Origin of the sequence: Devosia sp. XK-2 (assembly GCF_037113415.1) — a bacterium.
In the GTDB taxonomy this organism is placed as follows: Bacteria; Pseudomonadota; Alphaproteobacteria; order Rhizobiales; family Devosiaceae; genus Devosia.
The window spans coordinates 2,751,147-2,775,403 of record NZ_CP146608.1 but is presented as its reverse complement, the minus strand read 5'-3'; the positions used below and the strand labels follow the sequence as shown (position 1 = coordinate 2,775,403).

Annotated in this window: 21 protein-coding genes; 16 read left to right on the top strand and 5 right to left on the bottom strand. The window is 62.6% G+C overall.

Annotation, left to right across the window (positions count from 1 at the left end; genetic code table 11):
- Window positions 1-87: 87 nt before the first annotated feature.
- From ccoG to ccoS, 4 genes are read left to right on the top strand one after another with little or no spacing between them, the layout of a single operon-like run.
- On the top strand, window positions 88-1,647 hold the full coding sequence (gene ccoG / locus V8Z65_RS13595) for a cytochrome c oxidase accessory protein CcoG (RefSeq protein WP_338720692.1): 1,560 nt from the start codon (window positions 88-90) through the stop codon (window positions 1,645-1,647).
- Window positions 1,644-2,114: a FixH family protein gene (locus V8Z65_RS13590; protein WP_338720691.1), complete on the top strand. Its 471-nt coding sequence runs from the start codon at window positions 1,644-1,646 to the stop codon at window positions 2,112-2,114. Before ccoG ends, V8Z65_RS13590 begins: the two co-directional genes overlap by 4 nt.
- Window positions 2,111-4,300: a heavy metal translocating P-type ATPase gene (locus V8Z65_RS13585; RefSeq protein ID WP_338720690.1), complete on the top strand. Its 2,190-nt coding sequence runs from the start codon at window positions 2,111-2,113 to the stop codon at window positions 4,298-4,300. The genes V8Z65_RS13590 and V8Z65_RS13585 overlap by 4 nt, the downstream gene beginning before the upstream one ends.
- Before the next feature lie 9 nt (window positions 4,301-4,309).
- Window positions 4,310-4,522, top strand: a complete 213-nt coding sequence (ccoS, locus tag V8Z65_RS13580) for a cbb3-type cytochrome oxidase assembly protein CcoS (protein WP_338720689.1) — start codon at window positions 4,310-4,312, stop codon at window positions 4,520-4,522.
- Here the strand turns inward: ccoS and V8Z65_RS13575 are convergent.
- The gene (locus V8Z65_RS13575) at window positions 4,511-4,963 is read right to left on the bottom strand and encodes a hemerythrin domain-containing protein (RefSeq protein ID WP_338720688.1); all 453 of its coding nucleotides are present in this window, start codon (window positions 4,961-4,963) and stop codon (window positions 4,511-4,513) included. The two genes, ccoS and V8Z65_RS13575, sit on opposite strands and share 12 nt — an antisense overlap.
- A gap of 236 nt (window positions 4,964-5,199) precedes the next feature.
- On the opposite strand from V8Z65_RS13575, the gene V8Z65_RS13570 reads away from it, so the two are divergent.
- Window positions 5,200-6,744, top strand: coding sequence for a PAS domain S-box protein (locus V8Z65_RS13570; RefSeq protein ID WP_338720687.1), 1,545 nt, complete (start codon window positions 5,200-5,202; stop codon window positions 6,742-6,744).
- 6 nt (window positions 6,745-6,750) lie between these two features.
- On the opposite strand, the gene V8Z65_RS13565 is transcribed toward V8Z65_RS13570, so the two are convergent.
- Window positions 6,751-7,452, bottom strand: coding sequence for a response regulator (locus V8Z65_RS13565; protein ID WP_338720686.1), 702 nt, complete (start codon window positions 7,450-7,452; stop codon window positions 6,751-6,753).
- Window positions 7,453-7,578: 126 nt separating this feature from the next.
- Between V8Z65_RS13565 and V8Z65_RS13560 the strand changes: the two genes are divergently transcribed.
- Together V8Z65_RS13560 and V8Z65_RS13555 are read left to right on the top strand one after the other, a co-directional pair.
- The gene (locus V8Z65_RS13560) at window positions 7,579-8,226 is read left to right on the top strand and encodes a helix-turn-helix domain-containing protein (protein ID WP_338720685.1); all 648 of its coding nucleotides are present in this window, start codon (window positions 7,579-7,581) and stop codon (window positions 8,224-8,226) included.
- Between the two features lie 6 nt (window positions 8,227-8,232).
- A complete protein-coding gene (locus V8Z65_RS13555; protein ID WP_338720684.1) occupies window positions 8,233-8,463 on the top strand; it encodes a hypothetical protein in 231 nt (76 codons plus the stop codon).
- 13 nt (window positions 8,464-8,476) lie between these two features.
- Here the strand turns inward: V8Z65_RS13555 and hemN are convergent, their stop codons facing one another.
- Entirely contained in the window at window positions 8,477-9,832 is a 1,356-nt protein-coding gene (hemN, locus tag V8Z65_RS13550; protein WP_338720683.1) for an oxygen-independent coproporphyrinogen III oxidase, read from the bottom strand.
- Window positions 9,833-10,040: 208 nt separating this feature from the next.
- Between hemN and V8Z65_RS13545 the strand changes: the two genes are divergently transcribed.
- The 9 genes from V8Z65_RS13545 to V8Z65_RS13505 all read left to right on the top strand — a co-directional run bounded on the left by V8Z65_RS13545 (window position 10,041) and on the right by V8Z65_RS13505 (window position 21,097).
- Entirely contained in the window at window positions 10,041-11,072 is a 1,032-nt protein-coding gene (locus V8Z65_RS13545) for a LacI family DNA-binding transcriptional regulator (protein WP_338720682.1), read from the top strand.
- 11 nt (window positions 11,073-11,083) lie between these two features.
- The gene (locus V8Z65_RS13540; RefSeq protein ID WP_338720681.1) at window positions 11,084-12,082 is read left to right on the top strand and encodes an ABC transporter permease subunit; all 999 of its coding nucleotides are present in this window, start codon (window positions 11,084-11,086) and stop codon (window positions 12,080-12,082) included.
- A complete protein-coding gene (locus V8Z65_RS13535; protein WP_338720680.1) occupies window positions 12,082-12,981 on the top strand; it encodes a carbohydrate ABC transporter permease in 900 nt (299 codons plus the stop codon). The genes V8Z65_RS13540 and V8Z65_RS13535 overlap by 1 nt, the downstream gene beginning before the upstream one ends.
- Window positions 12,982-13,214: 233 nt before the next feature.
- Window positions 13,215-14,642 carry an extracellular solute-binding protein gene (locus V8Z65_RS13530; RefSeq protein ID WP_338720679.1) on the top strand — a complete coding sequence of 476 codons (1,428 nt, stop codon included), beginning with the start codon at window positions 13,215-13,217 and terminating at the stop codon, window positions 14,640-14,642.
- 107 nt (window positions 14,643-14,749) lie between these two features.
- Complete coding sequence (locus V8Z65_RS13525) at window positions 14,750-15,919, top strand: ADP-ribosylglycohydrolase family protein (protein WP_338720678.1); 1,170 nt, start codon at window positions 14,750-14,752, stop codon at window positions 15,917-15,919.
- Window positions 15,920-15,936: 17 nt separating this feature from the next.
- Window positions 15,937-18,033 carry an ADP-ribosylglycohydrolase family protein gene (locus tag V8Z65_RS13520; RefSeq protein ID WP_338720677.1) on the top strand — a complete coding sequence of 699 codons (2,097 nt, stop codon included), beginning with the start codon at window positions 15,937-15,939 and terminating at the stop codon, window positions 18,031-18,033.
- A gap of 9 nt (window positions 18,034-18,042) precedes the next feature.
- Window positions 18,043-19,110, top strand: coding sequence for a sn-glycerol-3-phosphate ABC transporter ATP-binding protein UgpC (ugpC, locus tag V8Z65_RS13515; protein WP_338720676.1), 1,068 nt, complete (start codon window positions 18,043-18,045; stop codon window positions 19,108-19,110).
- Window positions 19,107-20,303: a CoA transferase gene (locus tag V8Z65_RS13510; RefSeq protein ID WP_338720675.1), complete on the top strand. Its 1,197-nt coding sequence runs from the start codon at window positions 19,107-19,109 to the stop codon at window positions 20,301-20,303. Before ugpC ends, V8Z65_RS13510 begins: the two co-directional genes overlap by 4 nt.
- Window positions 20,303-21,097 carry an aldolase/citrate lyase family protein gene (locus V8Z65_RS13505; protein WP_338720674.1) on the top strand — a complete coding sequence of 265 codons (795 nt, stop codon included), beginning with the start codon at window positions 20,303-20,305 and terminating at the stop codon, window positions 21,095-21,097. Before V8Z65_RS13510 ends, V8Z65_RS13505 begins: the two co-directional genes overlap by 1 nt.
- A 430-nt stretch (window positions 21,098-21,527) precedes the next feature.
- Here the strand turns inward: V8Z65_RS13505 and V8Z65_RS13500 are convergent, their stop codons facing one another.
- Both V8Z65_RS13500 and V8Z65_RS13495 read right to left on the bottom strand, forming a co-directional pair.
- Entirely contained in the window at window positions 21,528-22,832 is a 1,305-nt protein-coding gene (locus V8Z65_RS13500; RefSeq protein ID WP_338720673.1) for an FAD-binding oxidoreductase, read from the bottom strand.
- A complete protein-coding gene (locus tag V8Z65_RS13495) occupies window positions 22,832-24,193 on the bottom strand; it encodes a glutamine synthetase family protein (protein WP_338720672.1) in 1,362 nt (453 codons plus the stop codon). The genes V8Z65_RS13500 and V8Z65_RS13495 overlap by 1 nt, the downstream gene beginning before the upstream one ends.
- Window positions 24,194-24,257: the final 64 nt, after the last annotated feature.

Below are 24,257 nucleotides of genomic sequence, written 5' to 3'. Positions count from 1 at the left end.
TGGCGACCAGCCGCGGCCTTCGTTGATTCAGGTCAAATGTGCGCGAGCCAATCCGTGACAAGGTCGGCGCGACAGGAGCTCCATACTATGACGACCAGCGCCACCGATCCGGCACCAACCCGCATTGATGTCGAGGCGGTCAATTCGGCCAAGACGCGGCAATCGCTTTATGCGGCCAGGCGCAAAATCTTTCCCAAAAGGGCGGACGGCTTCTTCCGGCGTCTCAAATGGATCGTCATGGCGATTACGCTGACGATCTACTACGTAACACCCTGGCTGCGCTGGGATCGAGGGGACTATGCACCGGATCAGGCGGTACTGCTCGATCTGGCCAACCGCCGGTTCTACTTCTTCTTCATCGAGATATGGCCGCAGGAATTCTACTATGTCGCCGGTCTTCTGGTTATGGCGGGAGTGGGCCTGTTTCTCGTCACCTCGACCGTTGGGCGGGCCTGGTGCGGCTATACCTGTCCGCAAACGGTGTGGGTCGATCTTTTCCTTGTGGTCGAGCGGGCTATCGAGGGTGACCGCAATGCCCGCATCAAGCTCGAGGCGGCGCCCTGGTCATTCGACAAACTGGTCAAGCGGGTGTCCAAGCATGGCATCTGGCTGGCCATCGGGGTTCTGACAGGGGGCGCCTGGGTCTTCTACTTTGCCGATGCGCCGACGCTACTTGTCGACCTGGTGACATTGCAGGCGCCATTGGTGGCCTATGCGACTATCGCGATCCTCACCGCGACCACATATACATTCGGTGGGCTGATGCGCGAGCAGGTCTGCACCTATATGTGCCCCTGGCCCCGCATCCAGGCGGCGATGCTCGACGAGCATTCGCTGACCGTGACCTATAATGACTGGCGCGGCGAACCGCGCGGCAAGCATGCCAAGAAGACCGCTGCGGCCGGCCAGGCCGTTGGCGATTGCGTGGATTGCAATGCCTGCGTGGCTGTCTGTCCAATGGGGATCGATATTCGCGACGGGCAGCAACTCGAGTGCATTACCTGCGCGTTGTGCATCGATGCCTGCGACGACATCATGACCCGCCTCGGTCGGGATCGCGGGCTGATATCCTATACGACATTGAGCGATTACAATGCCAATATGAATGCCGCGACCGGACCGCAGGGTATCGACCCGACACGGGTCCGCAAGCCCGGAGGCGGCTGGGTCGAGACATTGCGCCACACCAATTGGCGCTCGGTCATCCGTCCGCGCACGCTGATCTATTTCGGTGTGTGGGCACTTGTCGGTCTGGCGATGCTGGTGGCCCTGTCCATGCGCAGCGAGCTTGGCCTGAACGTCTTGCACGACCGCAATCCGCTCTATGTCCTGTTGTCCGATGGCTCGATACAAAACGGCTATGACGTCAAGATTCTCAATATGACCAATGCGCCGCGGGAGGTGAGTTTCTCCATCGAGGGGCTGCCGGGCGCGACCATTACCTCGCCCAATCTGGCCGATGAGCCGACCGATATGCTCGACCTGATCGTTGAGCCCGACCTGGTCCTGCCGCTGCGCATCTATGTTCGCGCGCCCAAGGGCCAAACGGCTGGACAGACCGATTTCACCATGCTGGCCAAGGCCGCCGACGGCTCGGCCATCGCCACCGAACATGTGCGCTTCGAGGCTCCAGGACCCCTTCAATGAACACGACCGCCAAGCCATTCACGGGATGGCATATGCTGGCCATTATCTGCACCTTTTTCGGCGTGGTGATTGCCGTCAATGTGACCATGGCCGTCTCCTCCATGCGCACCTGGACAGGGCTGGTGGTTGCCAATTCCTACGTGGAAAGCCAGCGCTTCAACGAAAAGCAGCACAGGATTGCCGCGCAACGGGAGGCTGGATGGTCGGTCCAGACCCAATATAGGGACGGGCAGATTGTCTTTGCAGCCCGCCAGGCGGATGGAGCCGCGCTGACCCTTGAGGCGGTCTCGGCCTTTGTGCGCCGTCCTGTCGGCGGGCATGACGATGCCACTATCGCCCTGGTGCGGGAGGGCGGCGCCTATATTGGCGCGCATGAACTGGCCGCGGGCGTGTGGGACGTGATCATTACCACCGCGCCGACAGCGCTGGGCGCTATCGAGTATGAGTCCAGGATTGTCGTGGAATGACAGTCGAGGCCGCAGGTCCGCCGGCCGCGCATGGGCCGGAGCTTCTCTCCGATCTGGTGCGCCATAATGGCGAGGGCGAGCGGGAAATCTGCTTTGCGGTGCCGGATGCCTATTGTGCGGCCTGCATCCAATCGATTGAATCGGGCTTGGCGGCGGTGCCGGGGGTCACGGGGGCACGGGTCAATCTGACACGCCGCCAGGTCACCATTCGTCACGACGCGTCGACCGATCTCGAGGCCCTAGCGCCTGCCATTCTGCGCAGCGGCTATCGTACCTTTGCCATCGACCCTGCCGATCTTGCCGAGAAGGACCCCGTGCTCTCCGAACTGGTGCGCAGTTTGGCCGTGGCGGGGTTTGCCGCGGGCAATATCATGTTGTTCTCCGTGTCCGTATGGGCCGGGGCCGATCAGGCGACGCGCGACATGTTCCATTGGCTCTCGGCCCTATTGGCATTACCCGCCGTGGCCTATGCGGGGCGTCCATTCTTCCGGTCGGCCTGGTCGGCAGTGCGGGTGGGACGCGCCAATATGGACGTGCCGATTGCCATCGGCGTCATCGTTACGACGGCCCTCAGCCTTTATGAAACCGCGACGGGCGGTGCGCATGCCTTTTTCGATGCATCGACCATGCTGCTGTTCTTCCTTTTGGTTGGGCGCACACTGGACCATGTGATGCGGATGCGGGCTCGGAGCGCGGTGGAGGGACTGTCCCGGCTGCAACCACGCGCTGCGACACGTCTGCTCGAAGACGGCAGCCTGCAGGTGGTGCGGTTGGCACAGATCGAACCGGGCATGACCCTATTGCTGCGAGCCGGCGAAAGGGTGCCGGTGGATGGCCGGTTGTTGTTCGGACCGGTGCAGGTTGACCTTGCCATGGTCAGCGGAGAGTCGCAGCCGGCTGTGCTGGATGCCGGTGCGGTGCTGGTGGCGGGTGCCGCGGTGCTCGACGCCGCTGCGCGACTCGAGGTCCTACGGCCAGCTGCCGAGTCCTTCCTCAGCCGCATGGCCGAGATGATGCAGGCCTCCGAGGATGTGCGCACGCACTATCGTCGATTGGCAGACCGGGTGGCCAGACTTTACGCCCCGGTGGTTCACCTCACCGCCGCTGTGACGCTGGCTGGTTGGCTTTTGGCCGGCGCGGGCTGGCATCTGGCGCTGCTCAACGCCGTGTCGGTGCTGATCATTACCTGTCCTTGCGCGCTTGCCCTGGCCGTCCCGATTGTTCATGTGGTCGCCGCCAGCCGGCTGTTTGGCGCCGGCGTCCTGGTGCGTGACGGCGCAGCATTGGAAAAATTGAGCCGGGTGCGCATCGCTGCTTTCGACAAAACGGGCACGCTCACCGAAGGGCAGTTGCGGCTGATCCCGGACATGGCAATCGAGCCGGCCCTGCTGCGCCGGGCCGCCTGGCTGGCACAGGGCAGCAACCACCCATTGTGCCAGGCTCTGCTGGCGGCCAGCCCGGCGGAACAGCCAGCGCCGCAACGAAGCCGGGAAATCGCCGGCGCGGGGGTCGAGGCCTTACAGGACGGCGTCGTCTGGCGCCTCGGCAATGCTGCTTTTTGCGGCGCCGCGGACAATGGTCTCCATCCCGGCAGCCAGGTCTGGCTCAGCCGGAGCGGCGAGACGCTGGCCTGTTTTCGGTTTTCTGACCGGCCCCGAGCCGAGGCCAAGCAGGCGCTGGCGGCGCTGGCCGAGCAGGGGGTGGAAACCACCATGTTGTCCGGGGACCGGCCTTCGGCGGTGGAGGCGGTCGGGGCGGCAGTCGGGTTGACCTCATTCAGAGGCGGTTTGCAGCCTGCCGACAAGGTCGCGGCCATTCAGGCACTTCGGTCGCCCGAAGCGGCGGTTCTGATGGTCGGCGACGGTATCAACGATGCGCCAGCCATGCGGGCGGCCGATGTGTCCATGGCGCCCGGTAGCGCGGCTGACATTGGGCGGGCGGCAGCGGACCTAGTGATGACACGCAACCGCCTGACCGATGTGCCCTTCGCAATTGCCGTGGCGCGCAAAGCCGACCGGCTGGTCCGGCAGAATCTTGTCTTTTCGCTGGCCTATAATGTGGTTGTTTTGCCGCTGGCCATCGCTGGCCAGGTGTCGCCGTTGATCGCTGCGATAGCCATGTCCTCGTCGTCGCTGGTGGTGGTTCTCAATGCCATGCGGCTCAGATTTGGAATTTCGGAACCTTAGGAGCGTGCGATGTCCGGCCTCGCCATTCTCATTCCATGCGCTCTCGGTCTCGGCGCGCTCGCCCTGGCGGCCTTCTACTGGTCGCTCAGTTCCGGTCAGTTCGACGATATTGAAGGGGCGGGGCAAAGAATATTGCTGGACTCGCCAGGCCCGGACGTCGTTCGCCCCAAGATTGCCGCGGACACGACGCCTACGCCGCCGCGCGACGGCCTAGTGAAGTGAAGGGCCGGCCGGCTTGGTATCCTCGACCAAGGCCAGTAAATCCCGCTGACGGCCAATATGCCGCCTGATGCCTTCGAAGAAGGCCCGCAGCAGATAGCCCGTGGCATCGGTGGACAGGATCGGCCGGCCATGGGCAAAGGCCTTGAGGACTTCCTCCACCTCCATTGCCGCTTCGCTATCGACCTTGTGGGTTTGGTCGATGTCTTTGGCAATCCTATTGAATTCCGGACGGCGCGAGGCGCGCAAGAGGGGCAAGAGCAATCGCGTTTCGCAATCATGCATATGGATCAGCGCTGCGACGGTTTCGTCGGCTGCCTTTTCGCACTCGCCTGCCGCCACGCGGTCCGGCAAGGAATCGGCGATGGATTCCAGCGCATCACACGCCACGGTGATCCGTTCGTAACATGCCAATAGCGGTTTCAGGGTCGGGCCTTGGGGCATTTTTGTCTTGTGACCAAAAAGCGAGACATCGACACTAGCGCTTTGCCGGCCTTTTCATTTGAGATGGATCAAAGATTGACGAGAAGCGCATTTCGGGGGCGCTTCGGGTGCGGGCATATAGGCCCGGCCCTGTCGCCGCGCCCTGTGGGCGGAGAGACTTTTGTTGCTCGCCGGGCCTTTGGCACGCGATCGAAACTGGGTAATCTGGCCGAACCAACAGCCCCAGCGAGCGAGCCGTGAGCGACCCACAGACAGACCATGCTGCCCTGATTGGCCAAGCGCGCAAATTGCAGGCCATGCTGGAATCGGCGGTGGACGCCATTATTACCATCGACGGGGCGGGGATCATCACAACGGTCAATCCGGCGGCGGCGCGCCTGTTCGGCTACCCGCAGGATGCCTTTATCGGTCGGAATGTGCATTTCCTGATGCCCGAACCCTATCACTCGGCGCATGACGGCTATATCGCCAATTACCGCAATACCGGGGCCCGCAAGATCATCGGCATTGGCCGGGAGGTCACCGGCCGGCGCAGCGACGGCTCCACCTTTCCCATGCATCTGGCGGTCAGCGAATTCGAGATGGACGGGCGGGTCCATTTCACCGGCATCATTCACGACCTGTCGGGGCAGAAGGCAACCGAGCAGGCGCTGCGCCAGGCCCAGAAGATGGAAGCCATGGGGCAGTTGACCGGTGGCATCGCCCACGATTTCAACAATCTGCTGACGGTCATTATCGGCAATCTGGAAATGCTCGAGGCCAAACTGACCACGACGGCGCAGCGCGAACTGGCGACGGAGGCTCTTGAGGCGGCGGATCTCGGCTCTCGGCTTACTGCGCGCCTATTGGCCTTTGCCCGGCGCTCCCATCTTGAGCCGGAAGTGGTCAATCTCAACGATTTCGTGCTCGGTCTGACAGACATGCTGCACCGCACGATCGGGTCGACCATCTCCCTGTCCAACGCTTTGACGCCGCGCCTGTGGTCGACGCTGATCGATCCGTCCCAGGTCGAGAGCGCCATCGTCAACCTTGCGGTCAATGCGCGTGACGCCATGCCGGATGGCGGGCGGCTGATCATTGAGACGGGCAATGTGACAATCGACACCGCAATGTCGGAAGAGCTCGATGCGCTGGCTCCCGGCGACTATGTGAGATTGTCGGTGGCCGATACCGGGCTTGGCATGCCCAGATCTGTGCGCGAGCGCGCCTTCGAGCCCTTTTTTACGACCAAGGAGAAAGGGCGCGGCACGGGGCTGGGGCTATCGATGATCTATGGCTTTGCCAAGCAGTCGGGTGGGCATGCCAGCATTTACAGTGAGCCGGGGCGGGGGACGACGGTCAATATCTATCTGCCGCGCCACGGCGCTGTGGCGGTCCAGACTGAAGCGGTGGACGAAACCGGCGCAGGGGTCGCCGGCAAAACCATCCTTGTGGTCGAGGACGATCCCCGTGTGCGCAAGCTCACCGTCAATCGACTGGAGGCGCTGAACTATGCGACGCTCGTTGCGGCCGATGCGCAGGAAGCCCTGACGATCCTGGGCAGTGGGGCCGAGGTCGATCTGGTTTTCACCGACCTTGTCATGCCCGGCGGCATTTCGGGCTATGAGCTGGCGCGGCGGGTTGGGGTGGACTGGCCGGGGCTGCCGGTTCTTCTGACCTCGGGCTATGCCGACGAACTGGTGCGGCGCGATGCCGATGCCATTGCCGAGCTCAAAGTGCTGGGCAAACCTTATCGCCTGGCCGATCTGGCGCGGGCCATTGCGGAGGCGTTCGAAAAGTGAGTGCGATCAATCCAGGCTGTTCGGCGTAAACGTATAGCCGGCGCCGCGCACGGTCTTGATGAGCTTGGGATTGCGCGTGTTGGTCTCAATCAGTTTGCGCAGGCGTGCCACCTGATTGTCGATACTGCGGTCGTTGGGTGCCCAGTCGTGGCCCTTGAGCAGGTCCATGATCCGGTCGCGGCTGAGCACGGCATGGGCATGGCGCGCGAACAGCAGTAACAGGTCGAATTCGCCGCTGGTGAGTTCGATGGCCTGGCCGTCGGGCGCGGCAAGACTGCGCCGGGCCGGATCGAGCACGAAGCCGTCGAAGCGGATTGCCCCGGCATCGGCGGGCGTGGGCGCATTGCCGGCACTGCGGCGCAGAACACTCCGAATGCGGGCCAGCACCTCGCGCAGGTGGAACGGCTTGGCAATATAGTCGTCAGCGCCGAGTTCGAGACCGACAATGCGGTCGATCATATCGCCCTTGCCGGTGATCATGATGATGGGGACATCAGACTGCTGGCGGATGCGGCGGGCAATCGCGAGACCGTCTTCATGACCGAGATTGAGGTCCAGCGTGACCAGGTCGAGGCCGCTGCGCAGGGCCGCCTCGATACCCTCGCCACTTGATTCACTGACGCGATAGCCCTCGTCCTCTAGGCAGCGACGCAGCATGCGGCGGATTTGCGCGTCGTCATCGACAACAAGGATGTGGTGGCTCTGCATCAAACCGGGGCCGGTGTGCCGTTACAATCGATTACAATAATCGGATAGGCCGATTACCTGGTCATGGTCAATTCCGATCCGCCATAGCAGAGCGGAGCCGCAGCGATGTACGTGTTAGACCATAGTGTGCCTGGTTCGAAGGATGTCGAGCGGACATTTGCCGCCGGACCTGGACGCGTGATTGGCGCGACCACTGTTCTGTTTCATGAAGGCGACAGGGCGGACGCGCTATATGAGGTGGTCTCCGGCGTCTTCAGAGCCACCAAGGTCTTCCAGGATGGCCGCCGCCAGGTCGTCGCTTTTGCCTATCCCGGCGATGTTATCGGTTTCGGTCATGGCGATGCCTATCGCTTCGATTGCGATGCATTGACGCCCGCGCGGGTGCAAGTCACGGCGCGGGGAGAGATCGGCCGCGTCATGCGCAGCCGGCCCGAACTGGGTGAGAAGCTGTTGGCCATGGCCGCGGGTGAAGTGGCCAGCATGCACGAATTGTCGGTTCTGCTGTGCCGCAAATCGGCGGTGGAAAGGATCGCGGGCTTCCTGCTTTCGCTCGCGGGCCGCACCGGCAAGCTCGGCAATGAGCAACGTGTGAGCCTGCCCATGTGCCGCGCGGATATTGCGGACCATTTGGGGCTGACCATCGAGACTGTCAGCCGCAATCTGACCAAGCTCAAAGTGCGCAATATTATCGACCTGCCCGATCGCGGCAGCTTCATCCTTCGGGATCTGGACCGCCTGAGCGCCCTGGCGGAATGCGAGAGCGTGGTGCACTGAACCATTATGCCACGCGCCCGCCTTGCCATTGCGCATTTTGTCAGCGCCGAGTCCGCTGCGGATGTGCGCCGGGACCTGATCGCCCAAGGTGCCAGGGTCGAATTGTCCAGCGAGCGGGATGGGCCCCTTGGCGCCTATCGACTGGAAGTCTTCCTGCCCGCCACCGATGAGCGCCGATTTCTCAACGTTTTGCTGAGCAGCGATGCGTCGCGGGTCTATATCCACGACGCCGGCTGACTGGGCGGTTCGCCTAGACCGCAGCAGAGTGGCGGGCGGTTCCCGTGCCGAAATAAGCGTCGAAGCGGGCCGCGACGGCGCGAACAAAGGGCCGCCCCTTGTCGGTGACGACAAAGGCCCCGTCGCGCATTTCGGTTAGTCCGTCTGTATCGACCAAAGCGGTCGCGGCAGCCTCCCTCAGGAGTGCGGTCGCGGCGGCGCCAAAGCCAGCCAGGTCGCGCTCATCGATACGGAAATAGCAAAGCAGGCTCGCTATGGTGCGGGCACGCAGTTTGTCGGCGGGCGCCAGGGCGAAGCCCTTTGCGGTTGCGCCCGAACCTGAGCTGACGGCCTTGCTGTAGTCGGCGGTCGCCGTAATATTTTGCACATAGCCCTGCGGAAGCTGACCGATGGCCGAGGCGCCCAGACCGATCAATGCCTCGGCCGCGTCGTCGGTATAGCCCTGAAAATTGCGGCGTAGCCGGCCTTGCCGTGCCGCCACGGCAAGCGCGTCGCCGGGCAGGGCGAAGTGGTCGAAGCCGATCGGTTCCAGCCCAGCGGCCGCCAGCAATTCTGCGGCCAGGGCGGCCTGGCTGAAACGGGCGTGCCGGTCGGGCAGAGCGTCCTCAGGGATCATTTTCTGATGCGGCTTCATCCAGGGAACATGGGCATAGCCGAACAGGGCGACACGGTCGGGTCGCAGATCGAGGGCGGACGAGATTGTGCGGGCCAGGCCTTCCTCGGTCTGGAACGGAAGCCCATAAAGCAGATCGAGGTTGACCGAACCGACGCCGCGGGCGCGCATGGCATCGACGACGGTCTTGGTTTGCTCAAAACTTTGCAGGCGGTTTATCGCCCTTTGCACATGCGGGTCGAAATCCTGTACGCCCAGGCTGGCCCGAGTCAGGCCGAACTGGGCCATCGCATCATAGCGTCCCGCATCGAGATCGTTCGGATCGATCTCGATGCTGATCTCCGCATCCTCGGCGATGTTGAAGGCGCCGGAGAGCTTGGCCTTGAGGGTCAGCAAATCTTGTGGGGAAACGAGCGTGGGCGAGCCGCCGCCCAGGTGAATAGCCGTCACGCGACCGCGCCCGGCAAGCTTTGCGCCCACCCAATCGATTTCGTTATGCAGCGCCTCAAGATAGGCCGCTACCGGTTCATAGCGCAGGGTGTGCTTGGTATGGCAGCCACAGAACCAGCATAGTCGGTCGCAGTAGGGGATGTGCAGATAAAGCGAAATCGTTGCGTCGGGTGCCAGCGCGCCGAGCCAGCGCGCATAGGTGTCCGGCCCGATGCCGGCATGGAAATGCGGGGCCGTGGGATAGCTCGTATAGCGGGGCACAGGGGCGGAATAGCGATCAACCAGATCGCGGAGTTCGGGGTGCATGGCAGGCTCGTCTTGGCGTCAGTCCGGCCTCTGTAGCAGGGCGGGTGCGCGGGCAATTTGTTCGATATCAACTCAGCGGCGTATCGCGCAAAAATGGGTCAAAACCTCTAATGGGTTGGAATTGTTGTGTTTTTGGATTGGTTGACATTGAGATGGTTCATGGTAACGTTCCCACGAGCTGCCGATGAGAGCGGCGGGAGGAGAATTCGTGCGCAAGCGCCGGCCGACCATTATCGATGTTGCGGAACGTGCCGGGGTGTCCAAGAGCACGGCGGCGCGGGCGTTGACGCTGGGCGAGAATATCCTGCCCGAGACGCGCGAGCGGGTGCTGGCGGCGGCGCGGGCGGTCGGTTACGAGCGCAATCACCTGGCGGTGGGCATGCGCTCGGGGCGCTCGGGCATGCTGGGCCTGGTTATTCCCGATATCACCAATCCCTTCTGGGCCGATGTGGCGCGTGGCGCGCTGGACCGGGCCGCGGAAGCGGATGTATCGCTGCTGGTCTTTTCCTCGGACTGGGATCCGGCCAAGGAAGAAAACCATCTGCGGGCCCTGCGGCGTGCGCGGGTGGACGGCGCTATCGTCAATCCCGTCTCGGACGCGTTGGACGATCTGGATCGCTTCGGCCTGCCATTTGTGCTGATCGGCTCGAGTGCGGAGCGCTTTGCCGATGTATCCAGCGTCGGTTCGGATATCGCCCAGGCGGTCAAGCTGGGGCTGGATCACCTGGTTTCCAAGGGGCATCAGGCACCGACGCTGATTGTGGGGCCCAAGTCGCGCCTGGCGCGAACGCGCTTTCTCAACGCGGTGCAGCGCCACAGCATTGAGCGTGACGTGGACCCGGCGCAATTGGTGATCGAGGATGGCGAATATACGCTGGAGGGCGGGCGGCAGGCCATGTTGCGCGTGCTGGACAGGCCGCATGTCGGCCATGTCTGCGTTTTCGCGGCCAATGACATGATGGCGATCGGCGCCATGATGGCGGTGCGCGAACGCGGCCTGAATTGTCCGGACGATGTCTCCATTCTGGGGTTTGACGGCATTCCCTCGGGTGCTTTCACCTTTCCGGGTCTCACCACAATCGCCAAGCCTGGCCGGGATATCGGTGCGCGGGCGGTGGAGAGCCTGTTCGACGAAATCGAAGGACGGCCGGAACACGGCCGCGTCTATATGCCGTGCCGACTGATCGACCGCGATTCACTGGCCGATCTGTCGCGCAAGCCACGTCAGATGGCGGGGTAGGAGGAGTTGCAATGACGGAGCAGGACAGCGCCCGCATTGATGTATCAAGATATGGGAACGTTCCCAACGTCTCTGAGGCTGGTGCTGCCCTGCCACCACGCCAGGACCGCCTGAATGAACGGTTCCTGAACGGCGTGCGGCAGTGGTGGCCTTATTATGCGATGATGGCACCGGGGCTGCTGTTCTTCGTGATCTGGCACTATGTGCCGATCTGGGAGGCCAAGATGGCCTTCGAGCAGGTCCGGATCATTCCGCCCAATATCTGGGTGGGTTGGAAGAACTTCCAGACTCTGTTCTCCTCGCCCATTTTCTACCAGGTGCTGGCCAATACGCTGATCATTTCGGGGATGAAGATCATCTTCGTGTTCCCGGTGCCGATCATGGTGGCGCTGCTGCTCAACGAAATCCGCAGCGGCAAGCTGCGCGGCGCGATCCAGTCGGCGGTCTATCTGCCGCATTTCCTGAGCTGGGTGGTGATATCGGGCGTATTCATTGCGCTGCTTTCTCCCACCGATGGCGCGGTCAACCAGATCGGCCAGGCCATGGGCTTTACGCCGGTCAACTACATGACCAATACCGGCACGATCCGCTGGGTGCTGGTGGTGTCGGAAATCTGGCGCTCGGCGGGCTGGGACAGCCTGCTTTATCTCGCGGCCATCTTTGCCATCGACCCTCAGCTCTATGATGCGGCCGAAATGGACGGAGCCAATCGCTGGCAGAAAATCTGGTACGTGACCATTCCGGGCATCGTGCCGACCATTGCCACGCTCTTCATTCTCAATATGGGTATGTTCCTGTCGGCTGACCTCAACCAGGTCATCAATATGCAGAACGCGGTCAATGCCTCGACCATCGATATCATCGATACCTATGTGTATCGGCTGGGGCTTTCGACCGGCGAATATGCGCTGGCCACCGCTGCGGGCCTGTTCAAGGCGGTGATCGGCATGATCCTGGTGCTTGTGTCGCACCTGGTCAGCAAGCGGCTGACCGGCAAGGGGGTGTGGTGATGGCCATGCATACCCGCCGCACGCCGCTTGAGCGCATCGAATATATCATCATCGTCTCGACCCTATTGCTGCTGGTGGTGTTCACCCTGCAGCCGCTCCTCAACCTATTGGCGCTGTCGCTGTCGGCGCCAGAGAATGTCGCCGGGTTTTCGGGCCTGTCGATCCTTCCGGACGGGTTCTCGCCCGATGTGTGGATGCTGCTGTTGCAGCACCCCAATGTGCAGCGGGGCATTTTCAACTCGGTGTGGATGACGACAACCAGCGTAGTGATCGGGGTGTTCTTCACCGCGCTCATGGCCTGGGGCATGTCGCGGCCCGGCCTGCCGGGGCGGCGGATCATCTTCATTCTGGTGCTGGTGACCATCGTTTTCGAGCCCGGCATCATCCCCGATTATTTCCTGATGAAGCGGCTGGGCCTGCTCAATACGCCCTGGTCGGTGATTATGTATAAGGCGATCAGCGCCTGGTACCTGATCATTCTCATCCGCTTCTTTGAGGAAATTCCCAAGGAATTGCTGGAAGCGGCCGAGCTGGACGGCGCCAATCCGTTCCAGACCTTCTTCATGGTCGTGCTGCCGCTGGCCAAGCCGGCGCTGGCCACCATTGCGCTCTTTTATTTCGTGCTGCACTGGAACGAGTTTTTCCGGGCCATGATCTATCTGACAGACCAGAGCAAATGGCCGCTGCAGGTGGTGCTCCGGCAATTCGTGATCGAAGGCGACAAGGTCGCCATCGTCGGGGCGAATAATGTCAACAACAATCTGGGACTGGCACAGATCAATATCCGCGCCCTCAAGGCCGGCATGATCCTGATCACCATCGTGCCGATCCTGGCCATCTATCCGCTCATCCTCAAATTCTTCACCAAGGGCACCATGTCGGGGGCCGTGAAGGGATGAGGAAGGAACACAACATCCAGGAGCTTTCGCCTCCCTCCCCCTTTAGGGGAGAGATCGAGGGAGGGGGGCATCAGTGTCCCACGGAACTACCCCCTCCCCAGCTCTGCTACGGCCCTTTGGGCCGAGCGGCGCTACCCTCCCCTCAAGGGGGAGGGAGGGCAGGGGCCGCCAAATTCAACCAATTCCGCGCAAGCGGTGGGAAGCAAAACAAAAAACTTAGGAGGAGAATACCAATGACTTTGAAGAAACTGCTGCTGGCGACAACCGCCATGGCCATGCTGGGCGGGCTAGCCGCACCGGCGATGGCGCAGACGACGATCCGGTTGGTGAGCAAGGACCTGCTGACCACCAATCCTGATGACGTCAAGGAGATCGAGGCCATCGAGGCCGGGCTCAAGGCACAGGGCACCGATGTCGATATCCAGATCGTGGACATGCCCGGCTCGGGCTATGCCGATGCGCTGGGCGTGATGCTGCTTTCGGGAGACATTCCCGACATCATCTATTTCCAGGGCGGCGACCAGAAAATGGCCGAGCAGGGGATTCTCGAAGACCTCAATCCCTGGATCGAGGGGTCCGCGCATATCAAGGACGCGCTCTGGCCGCATAATGTGGAGCGCCTCGCGAACTATCCCTACCTGCTCTACATCTATCCGCCGCGGGCGCCCCAGCCGGTGATGCGCAGCGACTGGCTCGACGCGCTGGGCATGGAACCCCCGACTACGGTCGAGGAGTATGAGGCCCTGTTCCAGGCCATTCACGACGCCGATCTCGATGGTGACGGCACGACGGGGAATACGTTGGGCCTGACCGGCTATGGCAATACGGCGGAACTGGATTCAATATTCAACCAGGCCTTCGGCGTGACCGGCACCTGGATGAAGAATGCCGAGGGCCAGTGGGTCAATTCGCGCGTCACCGATGCGGAAAAGGCAAAGATCGAATTCTATGCCCGGCTGGCCGAAAAGGGCCTTTATGACAAGGAATTCGTCACCAATACCTGGGATGTGAAGGAAGACAAGTTCTATTCGGGCAAGGCCGGAGTGATCTTCGGCTCGTCGCCCGAAGTGATCGACATCTATACCGGCAAGATGCGCCAGGCCCATCCAGGCGAGGATATCAGCTTGACGCTGCTGCCCGCGCCCAAGGGGCCCGGCGGGCAGGGGCTGGCCGCCGTCGATGTGGCCAAGGAGGCGCGTGGTTTTGCCATTTCCTCGCTGTCGGAGAACAAGGAAACCGCGTTCAAGGTGCTCGACTTCATGGCTTCCACAGAGGGCCAGAATATCGACCGCATGGGCTTTGAAGGCACGCAATATACCAAGGACGCGGATGGCAAGGTGACTTTCACCGACCAGATTTCGACCTGGTATGCCCGCTTCTTCAACGCCGCCAACTGGCAGCCGCCGACCCCGCTGCTGGGCGACACCGCGCAGCAGGCGCTGGACAATCTCAAGAGCGATTTCACGCCCGACAATGCCTTTGTCTGGCCGGCCGACTATGCCGCCGATGTGGACGCCACCGAGCAGGTCTATCGCGCCTGGGTCGCCAAGTTCATCACCGGCGAGGCGGGCCTGGACCAGTGGGACCAGTTTGTTGCGGAGTACAATGCGGCGGGTGGCGAACGCATGGCCGAATACGCGCGCAGCGTGCTGGGCGAATAAGGAGGCGGGGGCCGATAGCCCCCACCGACCCACCCCTCCCCCTGAAAAGGGGGAGGGAGACGATCAACATCGGCTGGCGGAAGACGATGACAAATCACGAGAACACAATGACCCCATCTTTCCGATCCCGCATCCGAGCCATGGTCTATGGCGTGGCGCTGGGCGATGCCCTGGGCGCCCCCGTGGAAAAGCTTTCGGCCGAGGCCATTCGCAACCGCTACGGGCGCGTGGAGAGCCTAAAGACGCGCTGGCACAAGATGGACCTGCCGCCAGAGCAGCGGAACAATCGGGTGCGGGGCGACGGCATCGTCACCGACGACACGCTGATGACGCTGGCGCTTTGCGATGTCTATGCCGAAACCGGACGGCATCTGGACGCCTGGGACATGGCCGACGCCATGGTGCGCCAGATTGCCTGGGTTCCGCGGTGGATCCCCGAATTGCAGCGCGAGGCCATGCTGCTCGACCGGCTCTTCTACCCCGAGAAATGGATCTTCCAGCGGCACCAATTGAGCTCCTGCGATCCGCGCCAGGGCGGGATCGGCAATATGGTCAATTGCGGGGCGGCCATGTACGTGGCGCCGATCGGCGCCGTGAACGCGGCCAATCCGCGGGCTGCCTATGACGAGGCCATTGCCTTTGCCTCGGGGCATCAGGAAAGCTATGGGCTGGAGGCAGCCGGGGTGCTCGCCGCCGCCGTGGCTGCGGCCTTCGTGCCGGGGGCCGATATCGAAACGGTGGTCGAAACCGCCCTGGCGCTGGCCAAGGACGGAACCCGCAATGCCATTGCCGATATCTGCGCCATTGCCCGCGAGGCACGGGGCAAGGAGTGGGATCATGCGGCGATCGTTGCGGACTTTCACCAGGCTATAAGCCGCTATTCGCCCATGGGCGACGACGTCAACCACAGCGCCGAGAAGGCCGGGCGGCTGACCGATGCCTATCAACCTTCGCGCCTCAAGGCCATCGAGGAATTGCCGCTGGCGCTTGGCTTCTGCCTCATCAATGACGGCGATTTCCGCGCCTCGATTGCCGATGGCATCAATTCGGGCCGCGACACCGATTCCATCGGGGTCATGGCCGGCGCCATTCTGGGCGCCCTGCATGGCGAAGCGGTGATCGACAAGGCCGATCTCGACCGGCTCGACCATGCCAATCGGCTCGACCTCATGGCCTTGGCCGACACATTCGCGGCGGAGGCCGCCAGCATTATCTCCGGGGATCGCGCGGCCGCCGTGGCCCGGGATGCCGCCTATTCCCAACTCGACCTCGCATAAATATCCGAAAGTTGCCCATGCTGTCCGAAACCCAAATCCTTGAAAAAATCTATGCCGGCTTTATCGCCAAGGCCATCGGCGTGCGGCTGGGGGCGCCGGTCGAGCCGACCATCTGGAGCTATGAGCGCATCCGCGACACCTATGGCGAGGTGACCCAATATCTGCGCGATTTCAAGAATTTCGCTGCCGACGATGACACCAATGGGCCGGTCTATTTCATTCGCGCGCTGCGCGATTACGGGCTCGACTGCACCGCCGAGGATGTGGGCAAGACCTGGCTCAATTATGCGGCCGAAGAGCATGGCATGTATTGGTGGGGCGGGTTCGGGGTTTCGACCGAACACACGGCTTACAAGAACCTGCAGGCCGGCATTCCGGCGCCGCTTTCGGGCGCCATCGCCACCAATGGCACGACGGTGGCCGAGCAGATCGGCGGGCAGATCTTCATCGATAGCTGGGGCTGGGTGAATCCGGGCAACCCAAAGCGCGCGGCGGAAATGTCGGCCATGGCGGCGTCGGTGGCCCATGATGGCGACGGGCTCAACGGCGCGCGGTTCTGCGCGGCGGCTATTGCGGCGGCGTTCGAGGCCAAGAGCATCGACGAGATTATCGAGACAGCGCTGGCGACGATCGACGCCAAGTCCACCTATGCCAAAGTGTGCCGGGCGGTGATCGATTTCCACAAGGCCAATCCGGGCGATTGGCGCGCCTGCCGCGACATGCTGACTGCCGAGTGGGGCTATGACCGCTATCCCGGCGTCTGCCACATCATTCCCAATGCCGGGGTGACGATCATGTCGATCCTTTATGGCGAGGGCAGCCTGCCGCGTACGGCCGAGATCGCCACCATGGCGGGCTGGGACACGGACTGCAATGCGGGCAATGCGGCAGCGATTGTGGGGACCTTCCAGGGGCTGGACGCGAGCTGGGACAAATATCGCAAGCCGATCAACGATTTCCTGGTGGCATCGGGGATCGTGGGGTCGATCAATATTGTCGATATACCGAGCTTTGCGCGGGAACTGGCGGTGCTGGCGCTGCAGCTTGCGGGGCGTGAGGTGCCCAAGCTGTGGCTGGAGGATTTCACCCGGCGCGGGTTGCGCTTCGATTTCGACCTGCCCGGGTCCACCCATGGGTTCCGGACCGAGGGGTTCAACCAGATCAGCCTTCGGCATTCGGACGAGAGGCAGGTCGAGGGGTCGCGCGGGTCGCTGGAAATCCAGCTCGATCGGCTGGAGCGCGGGCAGGGCGGCCGGGTGTTCTGGAAGCCGTTCTATCGCCGTTCCGATTTTGACGACGAGCGCTACCGGCCGATGTTCTCGCCGGTGGTGGATGGGGGCCAGGTGGTGCGGTTCAAGCTGTGGCTCGATCCGTGGAACGGGGACGGCAATCTGCGGGTGGCGCCCTATGTGCGGCGCACGATGAGCGGGGCCATCGAGGAGACGGGCGCCTGGGATGTGCCCTCGAGCGAAGGCTGGCAGGATTATGAATTCGTGGTGCCCGAGGGTGTCGAGGCCATCGACGAGATCGGCATTAGCATCGAATATTTCGGGCGGCTGAAGTTTTTGGGCCGGTTGTTCCTGGCGGATCTTTCCGTGTCGGGGCCCGGGCATCTCGAAATCGATCCCAAGACCGAGGTGCAGGAATGGGGCGCGATTTCGCGCTTTACCTGGAACCGCGGGCACTGGACCAAGAGCGATGGGCGCATTCACGCGCATACGGCGAGTAATGCCGATATGTGGTCCGGGCATTATTACGCGCGGGACGTGGTGGTGAGCGCCGATATCGAGCCGCTGGCGGGGCAATCGCATCTGGTGACAGCGCGGGTCATGGGGACGGACCGGTTTTATGCCGGGGGTTTTCAGAATGGCGAGGCGGTCATTCTCAAGCACGATTTCGGGCAGACGGTGCTGGCGAGTGTGCCGTTCACGCCGGAGGCAGGCCGGATTTATCGGGTGGAGCTGGCGGTCGAGGGGGACAGGCTGGAGCTCTCCATAGATGGCAAGGTGGTCACCAGCGCGGCAGACGGGAGCTTTGCTCACGGGATGAGCGGGCTGCGGCTGGGATCTGTCGGGCGCATGGCGGTGGATCGCTTTGCGGTGCGAGAAAAATAGGAGGCAGGCATGCCCGAAATCGAGCTGGACAGGGTCAGCAAGAGCTATGGCGGGGTGACCGTTATTCGCGATCTCTCGCTTAGCATGGAGACCGGAGAGTTCGTGGTGCTGGTGGGGCCGTCAGGTTGCGGCAAATCCACCCTGCTGCGGATGATCGCCGGGCTTGAGGATATTTCGGGCGGTGAAATCCGGATCGGCGGCAAGGTCGTCAACAACATGCCGGCCAAGGAGCGAGACCTGGCCATGGTGTTCCAGTCCTATGCGCTTTATCCGCATATGAAGGTGGCCGACAATATGAGCTTTGCACTAAGGCTCGGCGGCGTGCCCAAGCCGGAGCGAGACAAGCGCGTGGCCGAGGCGGCGCGTATTCTGGGACTGGAAGACTTGCTCGACCGGCTGCCGAAGGCCCTTTCGGGCGGACAGCGGCAGCGGGTGGCCATGGGGCGGGCCATTGTGCGCAATCCGCGCGCCTTCCTGTTCGATGAGCCGCTCTCGAACCTGGATGCCAAGCTCAGGGTGCGCATGCGGGGCGAGATCAAGGCGCTGCATCAAAGGCTGGGCAAGACCACAATCTATGTGACGCATGACCAGACCGAGGCCATGACCATGGCCGATACGATCGTGGTGCTCAATGGCGGCAAGATCGAGCAGGCGGGAGCGCCGCTGGAGCTTTACAACAATCCGGCCAATCTGTTCGTGGCCGGTTTTATCGGCTCGCCGGAAATGAACCTGCTGCCGGTGACGGCGCTCGGACCGGATAAGGCGAGGGTGGCCCTGCCGGACGGAACCACGCTGCCGACGGCCAGGCCGCTGGGGCTCGCCGCTGGTACGGCACTGGTCTATGGCATAAGGCCGCAGCATATGGTGCTGGCGGAGGATGGGGTGCGGACCGAGGCCCTGGTCGTGGAGCCAACCGGCGAGGCACAGGAGGTGCGGGCCCGGATCGGCGAGACCGAACTCAGCGTCGTTATTCGCGACGCGGATCTCCTATCGCCTGGCCAGTCCATGGCGCTCGGGATCGATGCGGAGAAGGTGCTGCTGTTCGACAAGGCGAGTGGGGAAAGGCTGCGCCCGTGAGTCTTAAAAGACATCATTTCGATGCCGAAGCGACCGGACCCCTGGCAGGATTGCGCGTGGTCGACCTGTCGCGGCTGATGGCGGGCAATATGCTCAGCCTGCAATTGGGCGATTTCGGCGCCGATGTGATCAAGGTGGAGCCCCCCGAGGGCGATCCGCTGCGCGACTGGAAGGAGGATGGTTATTCTTTTTTCTGGAAGGCCTATGGCCGCAACAAGCGCTCGATCTGCCTCAATCTGCGTGAAAAGGCGCAGATGGATGTGCTTTGGGCGCTGATCGGGACGGCCGATGTGCTGATCGAAAATTACCGGCCCGGGACGCTCGAAAAGATGGGGCTGGCGCCCGACAAGCTGCTGGCGCGCAATCCAAAACTGGTCGTGGTGCGGATTTCCGGCTTCGGGCAGACCGGGCCCTATGCGCATCTGCCGGGCTTCGGGACGATTGTGGAAGCCATGAGCGGGTTTGCCGACCGCACCGGATTTCCGGATCGGGAACCGGTTCTGCCGCCGCTGGCCCTGGCCGACATGATTGCCGGTATCTATGGCGCATCGGCCACGATGACGGCGCTTTACGCGCGCGATGCGCGGGGCGGGGCGGGGCAGGTGATCGACCTGTCGCTACTCGAATCCATATTTTCCGTGCTTGGCCCGGAAGCGGGGATTTACGCCAAGACCGGACAGATCAAGCAAAGGGCCGGCAGCGCGTCCAATACGGCATCGCCGCGCAATGTCTATCGCTGCGCCGATGGCTCATATGTCGCCCTGTCGGGGTCGACCCAGGCTGTGGCGCGGCGCATTTTCGAGATCATCGGCCATGCCGAAATGAATGACGATCCCCGCTTTGCCACCAATTCGGACCGGGTGAAGCACCGGGACCTGGTCGATGGGGCGATATCGGCCTGGTTTGCAACGCGCAATCGGGCCGAGGCGCTGGCAGAAATGCGCGAGGCCGGGGCGACGGTTGGCCCGGTTTATAATATCGCGGACGCCCTCGATGACCCGCACTTTGTAGAACGCGAAATCGTGGTTGATCTCGATGACGAGGCCTTTGGCGGCATGCCCATGCATAATGTGGTGCCGCGCCTGTCGGCAACGCCGGGACAGTTCCGCCGACCGGCACCGGCTCTGGATGAGAATGGACCCGAGCTTCTGGCCGAACTCGGCTTTGATGCGCAATTCAGGCGGATCGCGTAATGCGATCCTGGCTCTATGTCCCTGCGGATCAGGAACGCTTTGTGGCCAAGGCGCATTTGCGGGGCGCCGATTGCGTGATCCTCGATCTCGAAGATGCAGTGACCGATGAGAACAAGGCGGCAGCCCGGGCGGGGCTGGCCGCCGCCGTAGAAAGTCTCAGGCAGGGGGCGGGCCGCGTTGCCGTCCGCATCAATGCGGGGGTGGCAGAGGATATCGAGGCGGCTATTGCGGCCGGTGTCGATTGGCTGGTTTGCCCCAAGGCCGATATGGCCGCGCTGGATGACTTGGCGGACAGGGTGCGCCTAGCGGGGGCGTCCGACCTGCCGGTGTTGGCGACGATCGAAGGCCCGGCGGCATTGCTGGATGCGGGGGCGATTGCGCGCCACGCCATAGTGCGGGCGCTCAATCTGGGCAGTGAAGACTTTGCGCTGGCGCTCAATGGCCAGCCCGACCGCGATGTGCTGATGCAACCCAAATTGATGGTGCATTATGCCGCCAAGGCGGCGGGCAAGCTTTCGCTGGGATTGCTGCGATCCATTGCCGACTATGCCGATCTCGACGGATTGGGCGAAGCGGCGCGGGAGGCGCGGCGGCACGGCTTTGATGGATCGACCTGTGTCCACCCCTCGGCCGTTGCCATTTTGAACGTCGCCTTCGCGCCCAGCGAGGCCGATCTCGTCTGGGCCCGGGCCGTGATGGCGACCAAGGGCACGGTGAGCCTCAATGGGCAGATGATCGACAAGCCGCTGCGCGAGCGGGCAGCGGCGATTTTGCGGGCGGCCGGGGACGATTGAACGTTTCACGTTCAGGTTGACGTGGTTCTAACGCTTCCCTCCCCCTTGAGGGGAGGGCAAGCAGAGCTTAGGTCCGTCAGGACCTTAGCGACGCTCGGGTGGGGGGCAGCGCCTCCAGTAAGCATCGACATCTGCAACACCTCCGGACACCCCCACCCTAGTTACGCTAGGCTGCTCCGCAGCCAGCTTCACTACCCTCCCCTCAAGGGGGAGGGTGATAAAGGGCCGATGGCCTCGCGCATATTCAAGCGCTCCATCTGAACAGTCCCCTGCGGGAGGGAGGCAAGGAGCCATGTCTCGAGCTGGGGGCGGCACGGCGTCAGGCGGTGAATCAGGGGTTCAAATGCTCAACCTGCCCCGGGGGCTGGTTCGACTGGCCCTCGGATCAAGTCCGAGGGCGGAATTGTGTGTTTTGGGGCGCCGGTTTCAATCAAATGCCCAGCCGGTCCTTGAGGGCGTACCACCACGACCCAAGCGTTGAATATTGCGCGCGGAACAGGCGGCCGCCGGGGAAGGGAATCCAGGGGAGGCTGGCAAAGGTGTCGAAGCGGGTCATGTCGCCGCGCACGGCTTCAGAAAGGATGCGCCCGAACAGATGCGAGCCAGTGACGCCATGGCCGGAATAGCCATGGGCGAAGTAGATATTGTTGCCCAGGCGCCCGAGCTGGGGGACGCGCGAGAAGGAGAGGGCAAAATTGCCGCTCCAGGCGTAGTCCACCTTCACGTCTTTGAGCTGCGGAAAGACCTTGTCCATATTGGGCCTGAGCTTGGCTTCGACATCGGCCGGGTCAGTGCCGCCATAGACTACGCCCCCGCCGAAGATCAGCCGGTGGTCGGCCGAGAGGCGGAAATAGTCGAGAATATAGCGCACATCCTCGACGCACATATCGGTGGGCAGCAGGGTCTTTGCGCGTTCTTCGCCCAGAGGCTCGGTGGCCATCATCTGCGTCGAAACGGGCATGACGCGGGCGGTCAATTCGGGCACGACATGGCCGAGATAGGCATTGCCGCAGATGAGCGCGGTTTTGGCGCGGACTTGGCCCTTGGCTGTGTGGACTGTGGCACCGGGCGCATCCTGTTCGACCCGGGTGACGGGGGAATGCTCGAAAATTGTGCCGCCAAGACTTTCAAAGGCAGCAGCTTCGCCAAGGGCCAGATTGAGCGGGTGCATATGGCCGCCCGAATGGTCGATCATGCCGCCTTGATAGACGGATGAGCCGATATGCTGGCGGATCTGGTTTTTGTCGAGCAGTTCATGGTCGTTCATGCCATGGGAGGCCCAGAGGTCCTTCTTGGCTTTGAGCTCTTCCATGTGCTTGGGGGTATAGGCGGCATAGATATTGCCGCGTTTGAGATCGCATTGAATGGAATAGCGGGCGACGCGGTCATAGATGATGCCGGCGCCCTCCTGGAGCAGGCCGCCAACGAAATTGGCCGTTTGCTGCCCATAGCGACGCTGGATGGTGCCAAGGCTGGCATTGAGACCATTGACCACCTGGCCGCCATTGCGCCCCGAAGCACCCCAGCCGACTTCGGCGCCCTCGACAACCACGACCTTGAAGCCGTGTTCGGCCAGACTGATCGCTGCTGAAAGCCCCGAATAGCCGGCGCCGACCACGCAGATATCGGCCTCGATGCTCGCTTCCAGTTTTACCGGCTGGCGGATGATATTGCGCGAGGCGGCGTAATAGCTGGGGGGATAGGCGCCATCGCCGGCATAGGACGGTTCAGCCATCAGATGGCCTCCAGATAGGCGGAGAATTCCAGATCGGTGACCTGGGAGGCAAAGCCCGCAATTTCCTGGCGCTTGCAGGCGACGAACATGGCGTGGAGTGAGGAATCGAAGATGCGCGGCACCATGTCCCCGTCTTCAAAGGCGTTGACCGCCGAGGCCCAGTCGGCGGGCAGTTTGGGCAGGCGCTCGGAATAGGCGCGACCCTTGAACGGCTTTGGCGGCTTGATCTGGTCTTCGATGCCGACAAGTGCGGCGCCGAGAATGCCGGCCAGGACCAGATAGGGATTGGCATCGGCGCCCGAGACGCGATGTTCGATGCGGCGGGCCTTGGGATTACCGCCGGGAATGCGCACGGCGGTGGTGCGGTTTTCGTAACCCCATGAGACGGCGCTGGGCGCATGGGTATCGGGCCGGAGGCGGCGATAGGAATTGAAATGGGGGGCAAAGAGCAGGGTAGTCTCTGCCATGCCGGCGAGGAGGCCCCCTACGGCATGGTGCATGACTTCCGACCCGCTTTCGGTGCCATCGTCAAAGACATTGTTGCCAGCCGAATCGTTGAGGCTGAAATGGACGTGGAAGCCATTGCCTGAGCGGGCGCCATAGGGCTTGGCCATGAAGGTGGCGACCAGATTGTGCTTGCGCGCGACGCCCTTGACGATGCGCTTGAACAGGACCGCGTCATCGGCGGCCTTGAGGCCATTGGTGTGCAGGAGATTGATCTCGAACTGGCCGATGCCGTTTTCGGCCACGGCGGTGTCGGCAGGGACGTTCTGCTGCTGGCATTGGAGATAGACGTCGCGGAAGAACTCGCCGAAATCCTCGAGCTCGTCGAGTGAGAGAATGGCGTCCGAATCCAGGCGCTTGCCGGTATAGGGCGAGATCGGCGGCTGGGCTGAATCGGGGTCGGGATCGACGAGATAGAATTCGAGCTCGGTGGCGACCACCGGCTCAAGCCCCATTTCGGCATAGCGGCGCAGGACATGGGCCAGGGCCTGGCGCGGATCGCCCAGGAAAGGCGTGCGCGCATCCTGAAACAGCCAGAGCGGGATCATGGCGCTGGGGCGGGTGGTCCAATTGATGGGCAGGGCGCCGCGTCCCGTGGGGCTGCAAATGCCGTCGGTATCGCCGGAGGAAAAGACCATCGGGTTGCCCACAATATCTTCGCCCCACACATCCACGCCGACGATGGAGAGCGGCATGCGGATGCCATTTTCGGCGACGCGGCGGGCCTGATCGATGGGAATGCGCTTGCCGCGCAGAATGCCGTTGAGATCGCACACGGCGGTGTGCAGGACTTCGATCTGAGGATTGTCCGCAAGCCAGGAGACAATATCTGCATTTGCGGTCGGATCGGAACTCATGCCTGTGCGTCGCCCTTTTTGTGTGACATAGCATCAGACTAGCAGGTGCTGACGCGTTGCGGGA